We start from the raw sequence: 21,106 nt of genomic DNA, 5'->3' as shown, positions 1-21,106 counted from the left end.
GCCTCGCCGAGGCCACGGGCCGATTTTCATGCGGCTATTCAATCGCCGACCATCCCCTTCCAGACGGTGGCTGCCCAGGCGGCGCCGCATCGAGAGAGATGTATGTACGCACCTATCCAGACCCGCTGTTTCAAAGCCTATGACATCCGCGGCCAAGTGCCGACCGACCTCAACGACGACATTGCCTACCGCATTGGCCGCGCCCTGGTGGCCCAGCTGGGCGGGCGCAGTTACGTGGTCGGCCGCGACATGCGCCTGGAAAGCCCCGGCCTGTCCCGTGCCCTGATGAAGGGCCTGACCGAAGGCGGCGCCGATGTGATCGACATCGGCCTGTGCGGTACCGAAGAAGTCTACTTCGCCACCAGCCATTACCAGGCCGATGGCGGCATCATGGTCACCGCCAGCCACAACCCCAAGGGTTACAACGGCATGAAGCTGGTGCGCGAGCAGTCGCGTCCGATCAGCGGCGACACCGGCCTGAACGACATCCGCCAGCGTGTCGAAGCCGGCGACCTCGGCACCCAGGCCGCCACCCCTGGCAGCGTGCGCGAGGCGTTCGACAAGACCGCTTACATCGACCACCTGCTGACCTACGTCAACTTGTCGGCCCTCAAGCCCCTCAAGGTGCTGGCCGACCCGGGCAATGGCGCCGTGGGCCCGGTACTGGAGCTGCTCAAAGCCCGCTTGCCGCTGGCCATCACCATCATCAACGGTGAGCCGGATGGCAACTTCCCCAATGGCATTCCCAACCCACTGCTGCCAGAAAACCGCGACCTGACCCGTCAAGCCGTGCTCGACACCGGCGCCGATATGGGTATCGCGTTCGACGGCGACTTCGACCGCTGCTTCTTCTTCGACAACCAGGGCCGTTTCATCGAGGGTTACTATGTTGTCGGCCTGCTGGCTGAAATGCTGCTGGCCAAGCACCCCGGCAGCAAGATCATCCATGACCCGCGCCTGACCTGGAACACCATCGAGCAAGTCGAAGCAGCGGGCGGCATCGCCATCCAGAGCAAGACCGGCCACGCCTTCATCAAGGAGCGCATGCGCGCCGAAGACGCGGTGTATGGCGGCGAAATGAGCGCGCACCACTATTTCCGCGATTTCGCCTACTGCGACAGCGGCAATATCCCGTGGTTGCTGGTCGCCGAGCTGATGAGCGTCACCGGCAAGAGCCTGGCCCAACTGGTAGACGAGCGCATTGCCGCCTTCCCGTGCAGTGGCGAGATCAACTACGAGGTGGCTGACGTTAAGGGCAGCATCGATAAGATTCTTGCCTTCTATCTGTCCCATAATCCTCGCGTTGACCGCACCGACGGAATCAGTGTTGAATTTAGTGCTTGGCGTTTCAGTCTGCGAGGCTCCAATACCGAGCCGTTGTTGCGACTTAATGTAGAAAGCCGTGGCGATCAAGAGGAAGTAAAAAGTAGGGTCGAAGAAATTTCTCGTTTAATTAGTGGTTGGTCATATTCCGTATGATCAAAGGAGGTGTAGAGCTATCGTCGCTTTATTGTTCCTCTAGTTATTGAGCGAGCATTTAGCAGCAGGTTGGGTTCTATTCCGGACAAGCTTGAGCTATGTAAGTATCATTGCCCGAGACTGGCTGTCTTTACTGTGCTGTGGGCCCAAACTGTCGAGGTGAGCATTGAGCTGAATTGTAAGAGAGGTTGGAGTGACTGCTAGTTAGCATAGGGCTTGCGCGCGTGCCTGCAGTTGTCTGTGTTTGTTCGGGTTGTAAGGATTGAGCTATGCTGACCTGGCCGAGTTGTAAAGTGCTAGCCGCACCGTGGTTGCTGCTTAAGGGGTAGAAGGCCATGGCGCCTCATTGATTGAGGTCGCGCAGCACTAGCTGCCAATTATTGCTCTGATATTCCCGTATTTCGAGGTTTGCCTGGGGGGTTGCTGCTTTCTTGGGGTCGGATTATCTAGCTCTGATGTTCGTGCTGTTTGGGGCGGGTAATCATACGCTTTCGGCATGAGATGCCTTCGCCACATTGGGGTGAAAATGTGGCCGGCTTCACGTCGGATTTTGAGTGCGCCGGAATCAATATGCTGACACGGCAAGCCACTGCTGTCAGAAAAAGATCAGCGAGGCGTCGCACTGAGTGAGGCCGACCTGTTCGATTGATGGGCAATTACCTAAAATAGCCAATTCCTTCAGTACAGCTATGCCGCACTGAAGGAACTGATACCGTTGATCAAGCACACGCTAGCTGTCAGAGTGATGAAGCCGTGCGCGAAACCTTCCGGAATCCATAACTGTTGCTTGTTTTTTGCCGATAGCACTGCCCCGACCCATTTGCCGAATGTTGACGATGAGCGGCGAATGTCCAATGCCACGTCGAAGACTTCGCCCTGGACTACGCGCACCAACTTGCCTTGGGCATGGGGCGACAGTTGGTAGTGTAGGTGGCGCAGAACACCCTTCGCCGAGCGTGGGTGGTTGTCCTGAGAGCGAAATCTGGCTGCAAGCTAGTGACTTCGCTGAAGACTCTGGCGTTGAAGCTCTCATAGAAAAGGCCGCAGTCATCACCGAATACTTTGGGGGTGAAAGAATGACTTCGGTGATTGCCAAAGGTATTGCACGCATCAGAAAATCTTCAACTCAAGTAGATTACGTAGGTATTGTCCGTATCCGTTTTTCAGCAGGGGCTGGGCCAAACGTTCGACCTGTTCTGCGCTGATCCAGCCAGCGCGATATGCGATTTCTTCGGGGCAGGCGATTTTCAGGCCCTGACGACGCTCTATAGTTGCTATGTACTGGCTGGCATCCAGCAAGCTGTCGTGAGTGCCTGTGTCCAGCCAAGCATAGCCACGGCCCATGATTTCGACTTTCAGCTGTTTTTGCTGCAAGTACAGGTTGTTAAGGTCGGTGATTTCCAGCTCGCCGCGAGTAGACGGTATCAGTTGTTTAGCGAGGTCGACAACTTGATTGTCATAGAAGTACAGGCCGGTTACGGCGTAACTGGACTTAGGCGACTTTGGCTTTTCCTCGATTGACAATACGCAGCCATGCTTGTCGAACTCGGCCACGCCATAACGCTCTGGATCCTGAACGTGGTAGGCAAACATAGACGCCCCAGCATCCTGGCGGTCTGCTTTCAGCAGAAGTGCCTGGAAATCATGGCCGTAGAAAATGTTGTCGCCTAATACTAGAGCGGACGGATCATTGCCGATGAAGTCGGCGCCGATCGTGAATGCTTGCGCCAAGCCGTCAGGGCTCGGTTGCACGGCATAAGTAATATTCAGACCCCATTGCGCGCCATCGCCCAGCAATTGCTCGAAGCGCGGCGTGTCTTGAGGTGTAGAGATGATAAGGATGTCACGAATACGTGCCAGCAGCAGCGTACTGAGCGGGTAGTAGATCATGGGTTTGTCGTATACCGGCAGAAGCTGCTTCGATACCGACAACGTGGCGGGGTGCAGGCGGGTGCCTGAACCTCCTGCCAGGATAATTCCTTTGCGCGCCATTAGCAGTCCTTAGAGCTGGATTTCGTCCAGCATACGTTGCACGCCTTGCTGCCAAGGCGGCATCTTCAGATTAAATACTTTCTCGTTTTTAGCCAAATCAAGGCGCGAATTGCGCGGCCGCAAAGCTGTGGCGGGATAATCTTCGGTGCTGATTGCCCTCACTTGGTCGGCGGCTAACTTCAGCGCGCAACCACGGCTGCTGGCATAACCGAGCACAAGCTGCGCGAAGCCGTGCCAGCTGGTTTCGCCGGCTGCGGTAAGGTGGTAGGTGCCGGCACGATGATTGGAATCCGCTAGGCTGAAAATTTGTCGGATGATGTAAGCTGTCACGTCTGCGATGAGCTCTGCGCCTGTTGGTGCGCCGAATTGGTCAGCGACTACGCTAAGTGAGTCGCGCACCTTTGCCAATCGCAGCATGGTCTTGGCGAAGTTGTGGCCCCAGGCGGCGTATACCCAGCTGGTGCGGAGAACGACAGCGCGCGCGCCGCTCTTTGCGATGGCCGTTTCGCCATCTCGCTTGGTGCGGCCATAAGCTGACAGCGGGCTGGTTGGCGCCTCTTCGGTCCACGGGGTTTCACCGCTACCGTCAAATACATAGTCAGTGGAGTAGTGGATCAACCAGGCGCCGATAGCCGCCGCTTCGCGGGCCAGTACCCCTGGCGCTTCGGGGTTGATGCGCGCCGCCAGTGCCTCTTCGGACTCTGCCATGTCTACCGCGGTGTAAGCTGCTGCATTGACGATGACGTCCGGTTTCAAAGTGCGGACTGTTGCTGCGAGTGCTTCCAAGTCATTTAGGTCACCGTTTAGGTGAGAGCTGGATTGCCGGTCCAGGGCGACAACAGTGCCCAAAGAGGCAAGGGAGCGCTGAAGCTCCCAGCCTACTTGCCCGTTTTTTCCCAAAAGAAGAATTTTCACTGTTTGCCTATATCGTACTGCTGCGCAACCCAGTCACGATAGCTGCCATTCATGACACCCGCTACCCACTGCTGATTATTCAGATACCACTCAATAGTCTTGCGAATGCCAGTTTCAAATGTTTCTGTAGGCTTCCAGCCGAGTTCACGCTCAATCTTGCGTGCATCGATAGCATAACGACGATCGTGGCCTGGGCGGTCAGTTACATAAGTGATTAGCTCGCCGTACTGAAGGACCGGCTTACCGGTCTGTTGGTTGAATACGCCACGCTGTGCGGCAGGTGCCATTACGTCAAGCAGGCTACATAGCGTCTTTACGATGTCGATATTGGACTTTTCGCTCCAGCCACCAATGTTATATGTCTGGCCGCATCTCCCAGCCTCAAGAACGCGGCGAATGCCGCTGCAGTGGTCCTCTACATACAGCCAGTCTCGGATCTGGTGGCCGTCTCCATAGACTGGCAGTGCTTTTCCTGCCAAGGCGTTGACGATCATCAGCGGAATCAACTTTTCCGGAAAATGAAACGGTCCGTAATTGTTGGAGCAGTTAGTGGTTAGTACAGGCATGCCATAAGTGTGGAAATATGACCGAACCAGGTGATCGCTGGCCGCCTTGCTGGCAGAGTAGGGGCTGTTGGGCGCATAGCTCGTGCTCTCGGTAAAGGCTGGTTCACCGGCAGCCAATGTGCCATAGACCTCATCAGTGGAGACGTGCAGGAAACGGAAGGTTGTCTTTGCAGCTCGATCTAGCTTGTTCCAGTAGCTGCGTGCGGCTTCAAGTAGGCGGAAAGTCCCTACCACGTTAGTTTCGACGAACGCTTCCGGGTCCGCGATGGACCGGTCAACGTGTGATTCGGCGGCGAAATGAATCACCGCTCTCGGGTTGTGTTCTGCAAAAAGCCGGGTGAGTAAGGAGGTATCGCCGATGTTGCCTTGGACGAACTCATGCTGTTCGTTGCCGTTCAGCGATTGCAGGTTGGCTAGGTTGCCGGCATAGGTTAGCGCATCGAGATTCAGCACCTTCTCGTCAGTATGGGTGCACCACTCGAGAACAAAGTTGGAGCCTATGAATCCGGCGCCGCCTGTGACAAGTATCATGCGTTCCCTCCATTTAGTGGCTTCGGTGTGTGGTGTATTATCGCTGGATTGGTGTCGCTAAGGGAAGGGCTTGATGAGAGGGCGTTGTCGTAATCAAGGCTGAATCTGTTGCTGGGGTTCGTTCGTGCTAGGTCCTGAGCAAAATTAGGGTGATAGGGGTGTTCGTTGAGGTGTTAAAGCAAGAGTGTAAGCATTCGCAGTTGTAAAATCTCTAATTGGAAGCTTTTGGTTTTTTATGTGTGCTTGATGATTTTTTTCATTGGCTTTTGTGCGGAGGTGGTTAGGGTGGCAGGCCTTAATTTGGGCAAGAAATTGGTGGCTACTTTATTTTACTGGGAGTGCTGGGTGCCCGCGGCGTGTCGTTGTTTCGAGGCGCCGTCGTTGATGTCGTCCTGATTCACGTCCCCACTTCGAACCAAAACAAGGACACTAAGTGCAATCCAGAGATGAACCAAGCGTAAGCGAACGGCCAGCACACCTTGCGCAAGCAAGGCCAGAATCCACTGACGCGGTAGCAGGCCCTCCTCACTGGTCTTGTGTCGGTAACGCTTCCCTAGGGATGGTCTGAAGTAGCCATGTATTTCTGGCTGACTTCAGCCCCCGCCGGTTTTGAAAGCGGCGAATCGATCAAAACCGATCAGGTTACCCGCTCATTTCTGTGTTTTTACCCGCCACGAGCACCTCGCGGCAGCCATTTCCTGCATTACAGGCGCACCTCTCCCGTATTGCTCAGTAAGTGTCGGCGTGCCATCCACAGGTTCGACAGCGCAAACCGTGTCACCAGTTGCACGGTGTTCTTCGCTAGACCACGGAAGCGCGTCTTCACATAACCGAACTGCCGTTTGATCACCCGGAACGGGTGCTCGACCTTGGCGCGCACTTGGGCCTTGGCCTTCTCGATCTTGCGCTTGGCTTTGTACAAAGGGCTGCGCTTACCCAGCTTCTTGTATGTACTGCGGCGGGCGGCAATCTGCCAGATGACCTCTCGGCCTTCATGTTCAGGGCGTTTCTCGACGCCGGTGTAACCCGCGTCGGCGCCGACCATGTTTTCCTCGCCGTGCAGCAGTTTGTCGACTTGGGTGATATCCGCCACATTGGCCGCCGTGCCCACCACGCTGTGCACCAGACCCGACTCATCATCGACACCGATGTGCGCCTTCATGCCGAAGTAGTACTGGTTACCCTTCTTGGTCTGGTGCATTTCTGGGTCGCGTTTGCCGTCCTTGTTCTTGGTCGAACTCGGCGCATTGATCAGCGTGGCATCGACAATGGTGCCTTGGCGCAACGACAGGCCTTGATCACCCAGATAGCCATTGATCACGGCCAGGATGCCAGCAGCCAGCTCGTGTTTCTCCAGCAGACGAAGGAAGTTGAGGATCGTGGTTTCGTCGGGAATGCGCTCCAGCCTCAGTCCGGCGAACTGGCGCAGGATGGTGGTCTCGTACAGCGCTTCCTCCATCGCTGGATCGCTGTAGCCAAACCAGTTCTGCATCAGATGTACGCGCAGCATCGCCATCAACGGGTAGGCCGGACGGCCACCATCACCTTTCGGGTAATGTGGCTCGATCAGGACAATCAAACCCTGCCACGGCACCACCTGATTCATCTCGATCAGGAACAACTCTTTGCGGGTCTGCTTACGCTTGCCGGCGTACTCGGCATCGGCGAAGGTCATTTGCTTCATCGGAAAACTCGGCGGGTGATTCCGGGCGTTTTGCCAAAATCAGGAAGTCTTCTTCAGGATTTTCCTAGGACTTGCCCGCTGTTGCTGGCTAGTGAGCTTGGCTAGGGAGAGTAGAAAGTGCGTGGCCTGCCAAAGAAGGTAGGTCTAGCCGATCAAGGTACGGAGATGCTCAATTGTTCGGGCGGAAAAGGTCGGAGCTCAGTTGGTGGTTTTCCCAGATCTGTCGAAGTCGTGGTAATCGATCTGAATCGATTTGGGATCGGTTAGCGCGATGGGCTTAGGGTGATACTAGCGCTTTCATTCCAGCAGCAGTGTGCTCCTGGCGCATCTGGTGGATCACCTGTTTGATGCCATCTGTGGTTTTCGATGTGGCAAGCCATGAGGGTGTGCAGGGTCCGCATAATGGGTTTTTGCTGGCTATGGCCGCAGGTCGCATGCTGCTACAAATTTGGCTTGCCCGTGCGTCCTAGGTCTCGAGTTGCGAGGAGCAACCCATGTGCGGTGCGTTTCGGCAAGGTCGCTAAGGAATTGACCTGATCGCCGGCCAAGCTGGCATCGTGATGAACTTTTCATTTTTAATTGAACGCTGCTATTGGTATGCTCCGGCGCTTGTCTAGCAGATACCCCATGGCAGCTCGAAATCTATGCGTGGCACTCATGAAAACAGCTTGCAGGCCGCCTTAAAGGCGTGTAGGTCCAGTTTTATCTCGGTTGGTTTTTTCAGCCTGTTCGTCAACGCCCTTATGCTTGTCCCGACGTTCTACATGTTACAGGTATATGGTCGAGTTGTTACAGGCGGCAACCTTACCACCCTGATGATGCTCACCATTATCATGGCGATCTTAATGGTCACCATGGGGGCGCTGGATTTCATTCGTTCGCGCATCATGGTGCGGATCAGCACCAAGCTGGATGTTCTGCTCAGTCGCGACGTGTACAAGGCGAGCTTTCGTCGGGCGTTAGAAAGCGGCGGCATGGATGCGTCCGCACAGTCGCTTAACGACCTGACCAACCTGCGTCAGTTTCTCACCGGCAACGGTTTGTTCGCCTTTTTTGATGCCCCGTGGCTGCCAATTTACATCGCCGTAATGTTCATGTTCCACCCCTGGTACGGCTGGGTGGCCATCGCGAGTGCCCTTGTGCTGCTTTTGCTGGCCTACGTGAATGAACGAGTCACCAGCAAGGCGCTGGGCGAGGCCAACAGGCAGAATGTTGGTGCCACCCTTTATACCACCAAGAACTTACGCAATGCCGAAGTCATCGAGTCGATGGGTATGCTCGGTACCCTCATGGAGCGCTGGACCCGTCGTCAGCGGGTCGTGCTGCAGTTGCAGTCTGAGGCCAGTGACAAGGGCGGTGCCATCAGTGCAATTTCCAAAACCTTCCGCATGCTGATCCAATCGCTGATTCTCGGCTTGGGTGCCTATCTCGCGGTGGACCATCAAATTAACCCTGGCCTAGTCATTGCAGGTTCTGTGCTGCTGGGGCGTGCCCTTGCGCCGATTGACCTCATCATCGGCAGCTGGAAGGGCTTCATATCTGCACGTACCCAGTACGATCGTCTGAACGAAGTGCTGGCGGAGCAGCAGGCAGAGCCTGCGCGCATGAGTTTGCCATTACCGCAGGGCGATGTGTTGGTTGAAAACTTGGTGGTTGGTGCGCCGGGCAACAAGAATCCCATCATTCGCGGCGTCAGCTTTGCCGTGCCTGCTGGCGCGTGCGTTGGGATTATTGGCCCGAGTGCGTCAGGCAAATCGACGCTTGCCCGTGCGTTGATGGGGGTGTGGCAGCCACAGCATGGCGTTGTCCGTCTAGATGGCGCGGATATTGGCAACTGGAACAAGGAAGAGCTCGGGCCACATTTGGGCTACCTGCCGCAGGATATTGAGCTGTTCGAAGGTAGTATTAGCGAGAACATCGGACGCTTCGCCGAAATCAATGCCGAAGCAGTGGTCAAGGCAGCTAAGATCGCCGGAGTGCATGAAATGATCTTGCAACTGCCCGACGGCTACGACACGGTGATCGGAAGTGAAGGTGTCAACCTGTCTGGCGGACAGCGCCAGCGCATCGGCCTGGCCCGAGCCTTGTACGGCTCGCCCAAGCTCATCCTGCTCGATGAGCCGAACTCCAACCTCGACGAAGTCGGTGAACGCGCGCTCGCTCAGGCCATCCGGGTGATGAAGCATGCTGGCTCGACGATCTTTGTCATTACCCATCGCACATCGATCCTTGCGCTACTGGATCGCCTGCTGGTTATGAGCAATGGCGGTATTGGCATGTATGGTCCGCGCGAGCAAGTTATGGAAGAGCTGAACAAGCAACAACTTGCGGCTCAGCAACAACACGCGCAGAGCGCAACCACAGGCGCGTCAATTGCCTGACAGGTAGAGATTAATGACCCCCCCTTCACTGAGTTTTAAATCCGACAACTTCGCGGGTCTGCCCGTTTCTGACCTGAAGATTCGTCGTTTCGGCTATGCCGTTATTCTAGTGGTGTTTGGTATCTTCGGCGGTTGGGCTGCTTTTGCTCCTATCGATGGGGCGGTTTACGCCCCTGGCGTAGTGACTGTTCAGACTTACCGCAAGACCGTCTCGCATCTCGAAGGTGGCATCGTCAAGGATGTCCTAGTGCATGATGGCGACATGGTCAAGAAAGGTGATCCACTGATCTTGCTCGACGAATCCCAGCTACGCGCCGAGTATGACGTCAACCATAACCTACTGATCGCCGCGAGAGTCATGGAAGCGCGCCTGGTCGCTGAGCGTGACGATCTCCAGGCCATTAATTTTAGTAGACTTTCCGAGTTCGATACGCCGCGCGCCAAGGAGGCTGAGGCTGGCGAAGTCCAGGTGTTCAACGCTAGGCGTGGTGCACGCCTTGGGCAAATCGCGGTGTTGCAGGAGCGTGTAGGCCAACTGCAGCAGCAGATCAAGGGTATCGAGTCCATGATCATCACCAAGGACAGCTTGGAAAAGTCCTATAGCAGCGAAATATCCGATCTCGATGAACTACTTAAGGAAGGCTTCGTAGACAAGCAACGACTGCTTGATTCTCAGCGCAAGCTCAACATGCTGCGCACGGAGGTGGCCGATCACCGCTCTACTATTACCAAGACCCGGCTACAGATCAACGAGACCCAGTTGCAAATCCTGCAGATCAATAAGGACTTTCAGTCCGAGGTCTCCAAACAGTTGTCTGAGACACAAACCAAGGTTTACGAGTTGCAAGAACGTACCGCAGCGCTGGTTGACCGGCTTAATCGCATTGTCATTCGTTCGCCTGACGACGGTATGGTCATTGGCATGACGGTGCATACCGTTGGCGGTACCGTACGTCCAGCTACACCGCTGCTCGATATCGTGCCATCCGTATCTGACCTGGTGGTCGAAGCTGAGGTGCCGACAAACGATATCAATCGCATTGCCATCGGCAGGAAGTCTGATATTCGCTTCAGTGCGTTCAATACGGCTACTACGCCGGTGATCGAAGGGGAGGTGGTCAATGTTTCTGGGGACCGCCTGACCAATGAAAAAACGGGCGTTTCATACTATCTGGCACGCGTCAAGGTTACTGCCGACGGCATGAAGAAGCTGGATAATCGCGAGCTCAAGCTGCTAGCCGGTATGCCCGCCGAAGTGCTGATTAAGACCGGTGAGCGAACCATGCTGCAATACATTTTGCAGCCGGCGCGTAATGCGATTGCCCAGTCGATGATTGAGGAGTGATTGTGCGTCGTTTGTATCCCTGCCTAATGGCAGGCATTCTGGTGATGCCTGCCCATGCCTCTGACCCAAAGACCGCCGAGCCGCCCACGCCGTCTTCCTCTAGTGTCAGCGTCAAGACCTACTCGACCGATCTGATCCAGCTCTATCGTGAATCACGCTTGGAGGACCCGCGAGTGCTGGCGTCATATTCAAAGGCGCAGTCGAGTAAGGAGCAACAGCGTGAAGCCCTCGGCGGCTTGCTGCCGCAGGTCCAGATGAATGCGGGAAAGAATCGCATCACCCAGAGCAATGAGTTGATTCGCCAGTCTTACAACAGCGCAAGCTATAGTGTCACTCTCAGCCAAGCCCTTTACAACAAGTCGGCATGGGAGAACTGGAAAAAATTCCAAAATCTGGCCAAACAGACTGAGTCCGAGTCCGAAGAGGCTCAGGCCGAGGCAACCGTCGACCTCGCGCAGCGGTATTTTGCTGCTCTGGCTGCTGATGATGAGTTGAGCTTGGTGCAGGCTGAATTGGGTGTCACGCAGAAGAATCTCGACCGGGTCAACGCGTTACTGGCCAAGCAGATGGCGAAAATTACTGACCAACTTGATATCCAGACTCGTGTCGATTCCCTCATCGCCCAAGAGGTGGACGCCAAGAACCAGGTGCGCTTGAGTCGTGCAGCGCTCTCGGAGATCATTGGTCGTCCGGTTCGGGAGCGTCTGAGTCGTGTGCGCAACGATGTCGAACTGCAGGTGTCCAGCCAGAGCTTGGAGGAGTGGGTGCAAACCGCTGTTACTGAGAACCCGCAAGTAAAGGCGGCTGAAAGCGCTCTGGGTGCTGCGGAAGCAGCTCTTCGCGGAGGGAAAGGCAGTCATTACCCTACCGTTAGCCTCAATCTCAGTGCTCAGCAGACCGACGAAGGCTACAACAACTCAGCGGTACCCCGTACCGACAGTTACGTGGCGGGTGTCAATGTACAAATCCCGATCTATAGTGGTGGCTCAACTTCTGCGCGTGTGCGGGGTCTCTATCAAGATCAACTGACTACGGAGCAACAGCTGATTGCCACGCGTCGGCAGGTCGCCAAAGAGACTACGAACGCCTACTTGACTGCCGACTCGAGCGTCGTAAGCTTGCGAGCCAATCGTAAAGCCTTGATTTCTGCAGAGAAATCGCGTATTGCCGCCGAGAAGGCGTTCGCCTATGGCGTAGTCAGTGCTGTCGATGTGCTAACTGCAACGCAGAACGAGTTCACGGTTCGTCGCGACCTGCTGAGAACGCAGTATGATTTCATCACCAACCTGTTCATTCTCAACCGCTGGGCAGGCAAGCTATCTTCTGAGAGCGTTGAAAGTGTTAATGCTTGGTTGAGTAGCGGTTATGAAGAGATTGTCCCTGATCGAAAAAACAATCAATGAATGCAACCTATAATGAGCGCCGCTATCACCACCGGTATAACAGGCCAGGATGAGGCTATCTGAACACCCGCTGTTGAAGAAAGGCTGGGGGACGGCGCTTAGCGCCGCAAATTAGCTAGGTCTGCGTCTACCTGCTCACGCTTCGTGATATAGAATGGGGCATTTGTTAGGAAGCGCTTTCGTCAGGGCGGATTGCCGATTCGTATCTGGCGGGCCGCGTTAGCTCGGCCCTGTGGTTTCCCGTCCGTTTCCCGTCGCCTCGCGTGGTGATAGACTTCGTTGATGCTTAACGCTTCCGGCCTAATCGAGTTGTCTCCTAGCGACCCCATTTGCGGCATCATGCTCTCGGTACCTATTCCGTTAGATGAGGGTCGCGCGTATCAGATCGCCAAAGGCCGCATCGCCGGTATCAAGGTTATGACAACAGTGTCCCCGCCGTTCATTGGCTCAAAGACTGGAAGAAGACGAGCTGACTGCAATGCCCGAGCATCAGGCAATGCTGTCGAGCGTTTTCAGTCCCGAAGAAGGGTCCTCTTTAAGCTTTGTGCAAACGGTCCTCAATAGGAATGTCTCACTTGAATAGCTCTATTCTAGAACTATGGCATGCTCGCCACTTCATCAGGAACTCAATTCGTAATGAGTTCATTGCCCGCGTAGTGCGTAGCCGGCTCGGTCTTCTTTGGATTGTTATTTATCCACTGGCTCAAGTAGTGATATATGCCTTCGTGCTTTCCGTGATTTTGGCCGCCAAGCTGCCGGGGCTAAATAGTACTTATGCGTATCCTATTTACCTAACAGCAGGCATCCTAGCCTGGAGTTTGTTTTCTGAAATACTCGGGCGTTGCATAAGTGTATTTATTGAAAACGGAAACCTCCTCAAAAAAATGGTATTCCCACGGCTCGCTCTACCAACAATTGTCTGTGGAAGTGCACTGCTAAATAACCTTGTCCTGCTTGCATCGGTCCTGCTCATTTTTTCCTTGCTGGACCATGCGCCCAGTTTTCAGTTGCTATGGTTGCCGGTACTGTTTCTCCTTGTGATAGGGCTGGCGCTCGGGTTAGGTTTGGCGCTGGGGTTGTTCAATGTGTTTTTCCGAGATATAGGCCAGGTCGCCACTATCGTATTACAGTTTGGCTTCTGGTTAACACCGATTGTCTACCATATCGATCTGCTCTCCGAGCATTACCGCGATTATTTATATCTCAACCCTATGACAGGGATTGTCCAGGCCTATCAGAGCGTTCTGGTGTATGGTCGCGCGCCTGATCTAGGGCTGTTACTTTACCCTGCAATTTTTGCGGCTGTGGCTCTTTTGTTCGCAGCGCTTCTCTATCGACGTGCCATCGATGAAGTGGTGGATGTATTATGACTGCTGCCTTGAATGTTGAGGGTATAGGTAAGTCCTTCAACAAGTATACCCGTGAAATCCATCGCCTGCTCTCCTGGTTAGGCGTGCCAGTGCCGTCGGTGCAGCATAAATGGGTATTGCATGACATCTCCTTTGCCTTGCAGCCCGGCGAGGCAGTTGGCCTCATTGGTCTAAATGGGGCCGGTAAGAGCACGCTGCTCAAGATCGTTACCGGTACCCTCAAGGCCAGTAAGGGGCAGATCCAAATCAATGGCCGTGTGGCGGCCATTCTTGAACTGGGTATGGGATTTCATCCAGATCTGACAGGTCGGCAGAATGTCTATCATGTTGCCGGCCTGATGGGGTTCTCTCAGGAACAGATCAATGGTTTTATTGATGCGGTTCATGCCTTTTCTGAAGTTGGCGATTACTTCGAGTTGCCAGTCCGGGTTTATTCCAGCGGCATGCAGGCGCGTTTGGCGTTTGCGGTAGCAACGGCTGAGCGTCCTGAAATTCTTATTGTGGATGAAGCGCTATCTGTTGGTGATGCTTATTTCCAACATAAGAGTTTTGATCGTATCCGCCAATTTACCCGCCAAGGCACCACGTTACTGTTGGTGAGCCATGACAAGCAGGCCATCCAGAGTATTTGCAATCGGGCTATTCTGCTGGATGGTGGAACTATTGCTATGGAGGGTGAGCCGGATGCCGTCATGGACTACTACAACGCACTCTTGGCAGCTCATCAGGATCAGCAGATAATCGCCGATCCCCAAAGCCGTGGTGCATTGCTTTCTGGCACGGGTGAGGTTGAATTTATCCATCATCATCTTTGCGACGATCAAGGCAATCCGGTGGAGGTCGTGGATGTCGGCCAGGTGGTACGCCTAAATGTTTCGGCACATGCGTACTTGGACATTCCAGACCTAGTGCTGGGCTTTCTGATCAAAGACCGCTACGGGCAAGACGTTTTCGGCACCAATACACGTCTGCTCGACGACATTTTTTACGACATTAAAGCTGGTGCCGAGCTGTCGTGGTCTTTTGTATTTCCCGCCAACATTGGGCCAGGTACATATTCGATTACCTTGGCATTGCACAGCATTGTCGGGCACATCGAGTGTAACTATGCCTGGCAAGAGCGAGCCTTGATGTTTGAAATTGTAAACCGTAGCCAAGCCGAGTTTGCCGGCGTTGCTTGGTTGGACGCGCATCTGGAGAGCAAACAACGACATGAGTGATGATTTTTATCGTGCGCTGGAAGAGCGCTTCCGAGCCTCCCGTGAAGTTATCCGCTCTCGCCTAGAGGGCTATACCCCCTTTATTGCTGCCCTGCGGCAGGCCAAGCCCATTCCCAAAGCATTCGATATCGGATGTGGGCGTGGCGAGTGGTTGCAACTTCTCATGGAGCATGGCCTAGACGCTCAAGGCGTCGATCTCGATGACTCGATGCTCGCGGCCTGTCAGGAGCGTGGTCTGAATGCCCGGAATCAAGATGCCCTGGAAGCGCTGCAGGGGCTCCCAGAGGCTAGCCTAGACCTAATTTCGGCATTTCATGTTGTTGAACACCTGACATTTGATTACCTCAGGGCCTTGCTCAAGGAGGCAAATCGAACGTTGAGCGAAGGTGGTCTGCTGATTCTCGAGACGCCAAATGCTGAAAATCTGATTGTAGGGACCACCAATTTTTACTTGGATCCAACCCACAAGTGTCCGGTACCAGCGCAGTTCCTAGAGTTTCTTTGTCAGTACTCCGGTTTTGCGCAAAGTAAGATTGTGCGGCTGCAGGAAGACCCACAGCTGAAGTCTGAAGAGGCTCATATTGGTCTCTGGCAGGTGCTGTACGGTGTCAGCCCTGATTATGCGATCGTTGCACGCAAGTGCGTGCCGACGGTAGGTGAGCGTGATGTTTTTGGCGAGCTATTCGCACAGAGTTATGGCTTGGAGCTAGCGACGCTTGCGCAGCGTCACGACCGTATGCTGCAGGAGCAGTTCCGTGCTCAAGGCGAATACATAGATCATTTGGCTAAGCTTAGCGCGGCCAACATAGATCATTTTGCCAAACTATGTACGGCCAACATCGAACGCATCGAAAAAGTCCAAGTTGAATTGCAGCTTATTTATAGCAGCCGCTCCTGGCGTATCACGCGACCAATGCGAGAGCTGGCCGATACCTTGCGTCATATGGACCGTGTGAATCTGAAGCGCACCTTGGCCATGCCTCTATTTACAGTGCTTGGTTATGTTAGCCGCAGACCGAAGCTGCTTGGAGTCTTACGTAAGGCTATCAAGGCGGTTCCCGGTCTGGAAAGGCATCTGCGTAAGGTAACCCAAGCATTGGGTCGCATGAGCCAACCTGTCCTGTCTGACCTGCTTCGCAGCTACTCGCCTCGTGTTTTGCAGTTGAGCAAACGGTTGCATAGGCTGCTTGAGTCCGCCAGCTCGTCGGTTGAGCATCAAACAAGCGGGCGACCTCGCTTGGCTTATGTTTCCCCGATGCCGCCAGATCGTACTGGCATCGCCGACTATAGTGCCGAACTTCTGCCGGCGCTGGCTCGGTATTACGACATTGATGTCATCGTCGACGGCGACGATGCCGCACAAGTGCAGGAGAGTCTTTTCCCGCTCCGCGAAGCGGCTTGGCTCCGACAGCATGCCTCACAGTACAGTGCGGTGCTCTACCACTTTGGCAACTCGCCATGGCACTGCTATATGGCCGAATTGATCGAAGACGTGCCTGGTATCATCGTCCTGCATGACTTCTACCTGAGTGGGCTGATCTGGTCGATGGAAAGCCGGCCAGGCTTTGGCGGCGTCAAGATGCGTGAGCTGTACTATAGTCATGGTTATGCTGCGCTGATTGAGGCACAAGTGGATGAGCGACAGGTCGCGGTGCGTTATCCATTCAACCGCAGCATTCTCGAAAAAGCCCAGGGTGTCATCGTGCACTCGGCGGTGTCAGTACGGCTTGTCGAGCAATGGTACGGCTCTCAAGCGGCTACCGATTGGACGCAGATCCCCTTGCTGCGTGAATTGGCTGCTTCGAGTGACGATGCTCGTCATTTCGCCCGAGAAGCATTGGGTTTGACTGATGATGCATTCGTCGTTTGCAGTTTCGGCATGCTTGGGGAAACCAAGCTCAATGATAAGTTGATTAGTGCTTGGCTCGCCTCAGACCTAGCTAGCGATTCACGTTGCCATCTGGTATTCGTGGGGGAGCTGGGGAGTGACGAGTATTGTGAGCGGGTGCGCAAGCAACTCGTCGACCAAGGTGAACGATCGCGGATTACCGTGACGGGCTGGGCAGATAGCTCAACCTTCAAGCATTACCTATTTGCAGCTGACCTGGCGGTGCAACTACGTAGCTTGTCTCGCGGCGAAACATCCGCCGCAGTGCTAGATTGCATGAATTATCGCCTGGCCACTATAGTGAATGCTAATGGTAGCATGGCTGATTTACCAGAGCAGGGCGTTTACCGTCTGCCCGATCAATTCGATATCGTGCAACTAGCCGAAGCGCTGCAGTTCTTGCGGCACGACGAGGCGGCGCGCACTGCGTTGGGGCAGCGCGCTCGCGAGTTCATTGAGCAGCAACACACCCCTCAGCATTGTGCGGCGCTTTATCACACGGCCATCGAGCAATATGCCCAACGCAATCGTCAGCGTGAGCAGGAGTTGGTGCAGGTGGTGTCCGCACAATCGCTGACGCCGGGAGAGAGTGGCGAGCTGCTCGGCTTTGCTGAAAGTATTCTACAGGGCACACCCGATCCACTTCGCCCACGACAACTGTTGCTGGATATCAGCGGCACCTGTGCCAAAGACCGACATAGCGGAATTGAGCGCGTTGCCAAGGCGCTGACGCTCGCATTGCTCAAGAATCCTCCCGCAGGAGTACGTGTTGAGCCAGTCTATTTGTCTAATGCCGGTGGGCGTTGGCATTATCGTTATGCCAATGCATTCACTAATCGCTTACTCAATCTGCCTGATGTCCTGACCGATCGGGCAATCGACTATAGCCCGGCTGACCAACTGATTGCCTTTGATATTTCCGGCAATGCACTGGTTCAAGCCAGTCAGGCGGGCTTGTTCAAGAGGATGCAGGCCAGTGGCGTCAACTGCCGGATGCTGGTACATGACCTGTTGCCGGTCACTCGCCCCGAGTTGTTTCCCCCTCAGGCCGACAGGCATTTCTCCGAATGGTTATGGCATGTAAGCATGCTTGATGGCGTTGTTTGCGTCACCGAGACCGTGGCCGGGGAGTTCCGCAAGTGGATGCAAAAAACACTGCCGCAAAGGATGGCTGATTTCACCTTCGACTACTCCCACCACGGTGCAGATCTGGCCAACTCGTCCCCTAGCATGGGATTGCCCGCCGATGCGCAGGCACTGCTGGCGATCATGGCGGAGCGCCCGACAGTGCTAATGGTTGGAACCCTGGAACCGCGCAAAGGCTATTTGCAGGCCCTAGAAGCGTTCAGCCTACTCTGGCGGCAAGACTTTGATGTCAACTTGGTGATCGTAGGGCGGGCGGGCTGGCAAGAGTTGCCCACTAACCAGCAACGCAATATTCCTCAGTTACTGGAGCGGCTTGCCAACCACCCAGAGAAAAGCCGTCGAATGTTCTGGCTCGACGGACCGTCTGACGAGTTTCTCGAGCGAGTCTACACGCAGGTCGATGGACTGCTAGCGGCTTCGGAGGATGAAGGCTTTGGCCTGCCATTGATCGAAGCGGGGCAGAAGGGGCTTCCGATCTTGGCTCGGGACATTCCAGTATTCCGTGAGGTAGCAGGCGATCATGCCTGTTATTTCCGCGCACAGGAGCCCCAGCAGCTAGCCGATGCCATTACCCAGTGGGTGCGGCAAGGTTTCAAGCCATCCTCCATTGGCATGCCTTGGCTTACTTGGCAGCAGAGTGCGGACAATCTCCAGCGCTTATTATTTAGGGGGACTTCAGAAGAGTGACTTAGCCAGCTGCTGCCTCTCGGGCGGCAGCGGCGCACTTACTGCAACAAGTTCGAAGGCAATGTAGCCTGGAAGTCAGTGTCCGTGGTATAGAGCTGAAACTTCGGGATAGCTTTTTTTTCGCCAAGTTTAGCGCTATTTTAAAAAATTTTTCGAGAGTCTCACCATGCGCCTTCCCCCGTTATTGTCTAGTACACACACACCGTACTACCCCTATATCGACGGCTTGCGAGCTATCGCTGTTCTCGCGGTTCTGATCTACCACCTCAATGGGCCATGGCTACCCGGCGGCTTCGTGGGTGTTGACGTATTCTTCGTCATCTCTGGGTTTGTGGTTAGTGCGTCGATAGCAAGCTTCCGTGGGCGTGGCATATTGCAGTTTCTGGCCTATTTTTATGCCCGCCGTATCAAGCGAATCTTTCCCGCTCTGATTATCTGCCTCTTGGTAACCGCCTATCTCACGGCCTTGTTCGTTCCTGCTTCATGGCTCAGTGCGGTGAACCAAAAAACCGGCCTGTACGCATTTTTTGGATTGAGCAACTTCATTCTGGCCCAGACTGGCCGTGACTACTTCGCACCGACCACTGAATACAACCCATACACCCACACATGGTCCTTGGCGGTCGAAGAGCAGTTCTACCTCGTCTTTCCGCTGCTGTTCCTGGCCTGGTTGAGTGGCCGTAAAGGTCGTATTCTGTCCATCGCCCTGTTTACGGCGGCAGGGCTCGCATCCTTAGTGTTTGCCGCTTGGCAGAGCGGTAGTAGCCCGACCGCAGCCTACTTCCTTACCCCCAGCCGTTTCTGGGAGCTGGCTGCGGGTGTCTTACTATTCCAGCTGACGCAACAGAAGTCGGCACACGACAATGTTTCTACGAGTCCGCTAAGAGGCGTGCTTGGCGCGCTCTCGTTGCTGTTACTGCTGGGGGGGCTGGTTTTCTCCTCCCCTGCGCATTTCCCTTTCCCTGGGGCTTTGCCTGCAGTTGCCGGCACCTTGGGCGTTATCTACTTTTTGCATCACTACCCCCAGCTACAGCGTTTGCACAAACTACTGGGTAGCGCCTCATTCGTCTATGTTGGTCGTATTTCCTACTCCCTTTATCTCTGGCATTGGCCCGTGTTCGTGTTTTTCCGGTGGACAATTGGTCTTGATACCCCCTTGTTGCGTACATTGGCGGTTATTGTCGCATTCGCATTGGCAATTGCGTCGTACACCCTCATCGAAAACCCGATTCGCCACTCACGTAGCCTGCGCCGCATGCCGCAAACAGCCATAATCCTGCTTGGTTTGGGATGCATCGGTGGCAGTTGGTGGGGGGCCAACCAGCTGTCGTTGAACCTCCATAAGATTTCCCTCAGTACTTTGAGCAAGAATCAGGACGAGTGGTATCCCCATGGTCCGTTTTTCAGTACTGACCATCCAGGGTGTTTGGCCGAACCCGAGTACCACACGGTAGGCGGCGGGTTGATGATGATCTACAAACCGTATAACTGTACGACGCCGCGCTCTCTTAATCCGCGCAGTATATATGTCATCGGCGACTCCCATGCCCTTGCCTACGAAGGCTTGTTCAAGCAGTACGCCATTCGTAACAATGTGCAGATCTTCGCCTACAATAATGGCGGTTGCCCTTTCGTCAGCCTCCAACCGTTTCGCGAAAACGACAATGCACAATGCCAACAGTATGCTAAGGCTTCTCTTGAGGACCTGCGTAAGCGGCTCAAGCCTGGAGATGTTTTGTTCCTAGCTTCGCTACGTCTTGCTCGCTTGTCGGACCAATGGGCGACCTTCGATGATGCAGCTGCGAGTGCACAGATGTTTGGGCCGAAGGCCGATGCAGGTCGCGACCGGGCCGTCATCGATGCCGTTGCCACGCTCAAAGCTTTCGCCGGAAATGGGGTGCAGATTGTTTTCGAAGGACCAAAGCCGCTGTTCAGGGCGCCGCCGTTCCGCTGTGCCGACTGGTTCAATCACGAAAATCCGATCTGCCGGCCTGGTTTCAGCGTGTCTCGAGACCTGTTGGAGAGTTTCCGCAAACCTGTGCTGCAGTCCTACGCGAAAATGATCGAGCAACTCCCGGGAGCGTCCGTATGGGATCCGTTCCCGGTTCTGTGTCCAGGCCGGGAGTGTGACGCCTACCGCGATGGCAAACCCCTGTTCCTAGATGGTGATCATCTAAGCGGGAATGGCAACATGGTTCTTCTGCATTCTTTCACAGAGTTTATGGAGCAGCGTCTACCCCAATCGGGCCGTCCTGAAATGGCTTCCCAGTTCTGATGATATGCGGCGATCCAATTGCCCGAGTTTTGCGCTCTGACAGTTGCTCTTTGTCGGCGCGGAGTAAGTGGGAAAGACAAGCAGATCCGCAAGGAACTGTTCCTGAACGAGATTGACCGAGTCTTACCCTGAATGGGTTCGGTTGCCCTGATCGAACCCCATTACCCGAAGGGCGAAGGCGGTCGTTCGGCGTATACGTTGATGGCGATGCTGCGGGTTCATTT

At 54.8% G+C, this 21,106-nt stretch carries 12 protein-coding genes and 2 pseudogenes; 9 read left to right on the top strand and 5 right to left on the bottom strand.

All coding sequences use genetic code 11. From position 1 onward, the window contains the following. Nucleotides 1–102: 102 nt before the first annotated feature. Entirely contained in the window at nt 103–1,479 is a 1,377-nt protein-coding gene (locus tag ACEWE8_RS11860; protein WP_046787376.1) for a phosphomannomutase/phosphoglucomutase, read from the top strand. Between the two features lie 735 nt (nt 1,480–2,214). Here ACEWE8_RS11860 and rfbC read toward each other — a convergent pair. The 5 genes and pseudogenes from rfbC to ACEWE8_RS11835 form a co-directional block, all read right to left on the bottom strand. After that, nucleotides 2,215–2,590: pseudogene (gene rfbC, locus ACEWE8_RS11855) on the bottom strand (dTDP-4-dehydrorhamnose 3,5-epimerase); the annotation flags it as partial. After that, entirely contained in the window at nt 2,590–3,471 is an 882-nt protein-coding gene (gene rfbA / locus ACEWE8_RS11850) for a glucose-1-phosphate thymidylyltransferase RfbA (protein ID WP_046787375.1), read from the bottom strand. The pseudogene rfbC and the gene rfbA, both read right to left, overlap by 1 nt. A gap of 9 nt (nt 3,472–3,480) precedes the next feature. Continuing rightward, nucleotides 3,481–4,386 carry a dTDP-4-dehydrorhamnose reductase gene (gene rfbD, locus ACEWE8_RS11845; RefSeq protein WP_046787374.1) on the bottom strand — a complete coding sequence of 302 codons (906 nt, stop codon included), beginning with the start codon at nt 4,384–4,386 and terminating at the stop codon, nt 3,481–3,483. Continuing rightward, the gene (gene rfbB, locus ACEWE8_RS11840) at nt 4,383–5,483 is read right to left on the bottom strand and encodes a dTDP-glucose 4,6-dehydratase (RefSeq protein ID WP_046787373.1); all 1,101 of its coding nucleotides are present in this window, start codon (nt 5,481–5,483) and stop codon (nt 4,383–4,385) included. Before rfbB ends, rfbD begins: the two co-directional genes overlap by 4 nt. 703 nt (nt 5,484–6,186) lie before the next feature. Further along, a complete protein-coding gene (locus ACEWE8_RS11835; RefSeq protein WP_046787372.1) occupies nt 6,187–7,167 on the bottom strand; it encodes an IS5 family transposase in 981 nt (326 codons plus the stop codon). A 644-nt stretch (nt 7,168–7,811) separates the two neighbouring features. Here ACEWE8_RS11835 and ACEWE8_RS11830 point away from each other — a divergent pair. The 8 genes and pseudogenes from ACEWE8_RS11830 to ACEWE8_RS11795 all read left to right on the top strand — a co-directional run. Continuing rightward, nucleotides 7,812–9,548: a type I secretion system permease/ATPase gene (locus ACEWE8_RS11830; RefSeq protein ID WP_046787371.1), complete on the top strand. Its 1,737-nt coding sequence runs from the start codon at nt 7,812–7,814 to the stop codon at nt 9,546–9,548. A gap of 13 nt (nt 9,549–9,561) precedes the next feature. Next, nucleotides 9,562–10,893 (top strand): HlyD family type I secretion periplasmic adaptor subunit, encoded by a 1,332-nt coding sequence (locus ACEWE8_RS11825; protein WP_046787370.1) that lies wholly within the window; start codon nt 9,562–9,564, stop codon nt 10,891–10,893. 44 nt (nt 10,894–10,937) lie between these two features. Further along, nucleotides 10,938–12,296 carry a TolC family outer membrane protein gene (locus tag ACEWE8_RS11820; RefSeq protein WP_046787490.1) on the top strand — a complete coding sequence of 453 codons (1,359 nt, stop codon included), beginning with the start codon at nt 10,938–10,940 and terminating at the stop codon, nt 12,294–12,296. A gap of 575 nt (nt 12,297–12,871) precedes the next feature. Then, nucleotides 12,872–13,666 (top strand): ABC transporter permease, encoded by a 795-nt coding sequence (locus tag ACEWE8_RS11815; RefSeq protein WP_080952162.1) that lies wholly within the window; start codon nt 12,872–12,874, stop codon nt 13,664–13,666. Then, complete coding sequence (locus ACEWE8_RS11810) at nt 13,663–14,886, top strand: ABC transporter ATP-binding protein (RefSeq protein WP_046787369.1); 1,224 nt, start codon at nt 13,663–13,665, stop codon at nt 14,884–14,886. Before ACEWE8_RS11815 ends, ACEWE8_RS11810 begins: the two co-directional genes overlap by 4 nt. After that, the gene (locus ACEWE8_RS11805) at nt 14,879–18,607 is read left to right on the top strand and encodes a glycosyltransferase (protein WP_046787368.1); all 3,729 of its coding nucleotides are present in this window, start codon (nt 14,879–14,881) and stop codon (nt 18,605–18,607) included. Before ACEWE8_RS11810 ends, ACEWE8_RS11805 begins: the two co-directional genes overlap by 8 nt. A gap of 166 nt (nt 18,608–18,773) precedes the next feature. After that, complete coding sequence (locus ACEWE8_RS11800; RefSeq protein ID WP_046787367.1) at nt 18,774–20,882, top strand: acyltransferase family protein; 2,109 nt, start codon at nt 18,774–18,776, stop codon at nt 20,880–20,882. Nucleotides 20,883–20,918: 36 nt separating this feature from the next. After that, a pseudogene (locus ACEWE8_RS11795) lies at nt 20,919–21,106 on the top strand (hypothetical protein); the annotation flags it as partial.

The sequence above is a fragment of the Pseudomonas sp. TR47 genome (genome assembly GCF_044143025.1).
GTDB lineage: Bacteria > Pseudomonadota > Gammaproteobacteria > Pseudomonadales > Pseudomonadaceae > Aquipseudomonas > Aquipseudomonas putida_E.
Note: the sequence above shows the minus strand (reverse complement) of the source record. Positions and strands in the feature narration are given on the sequence as shown.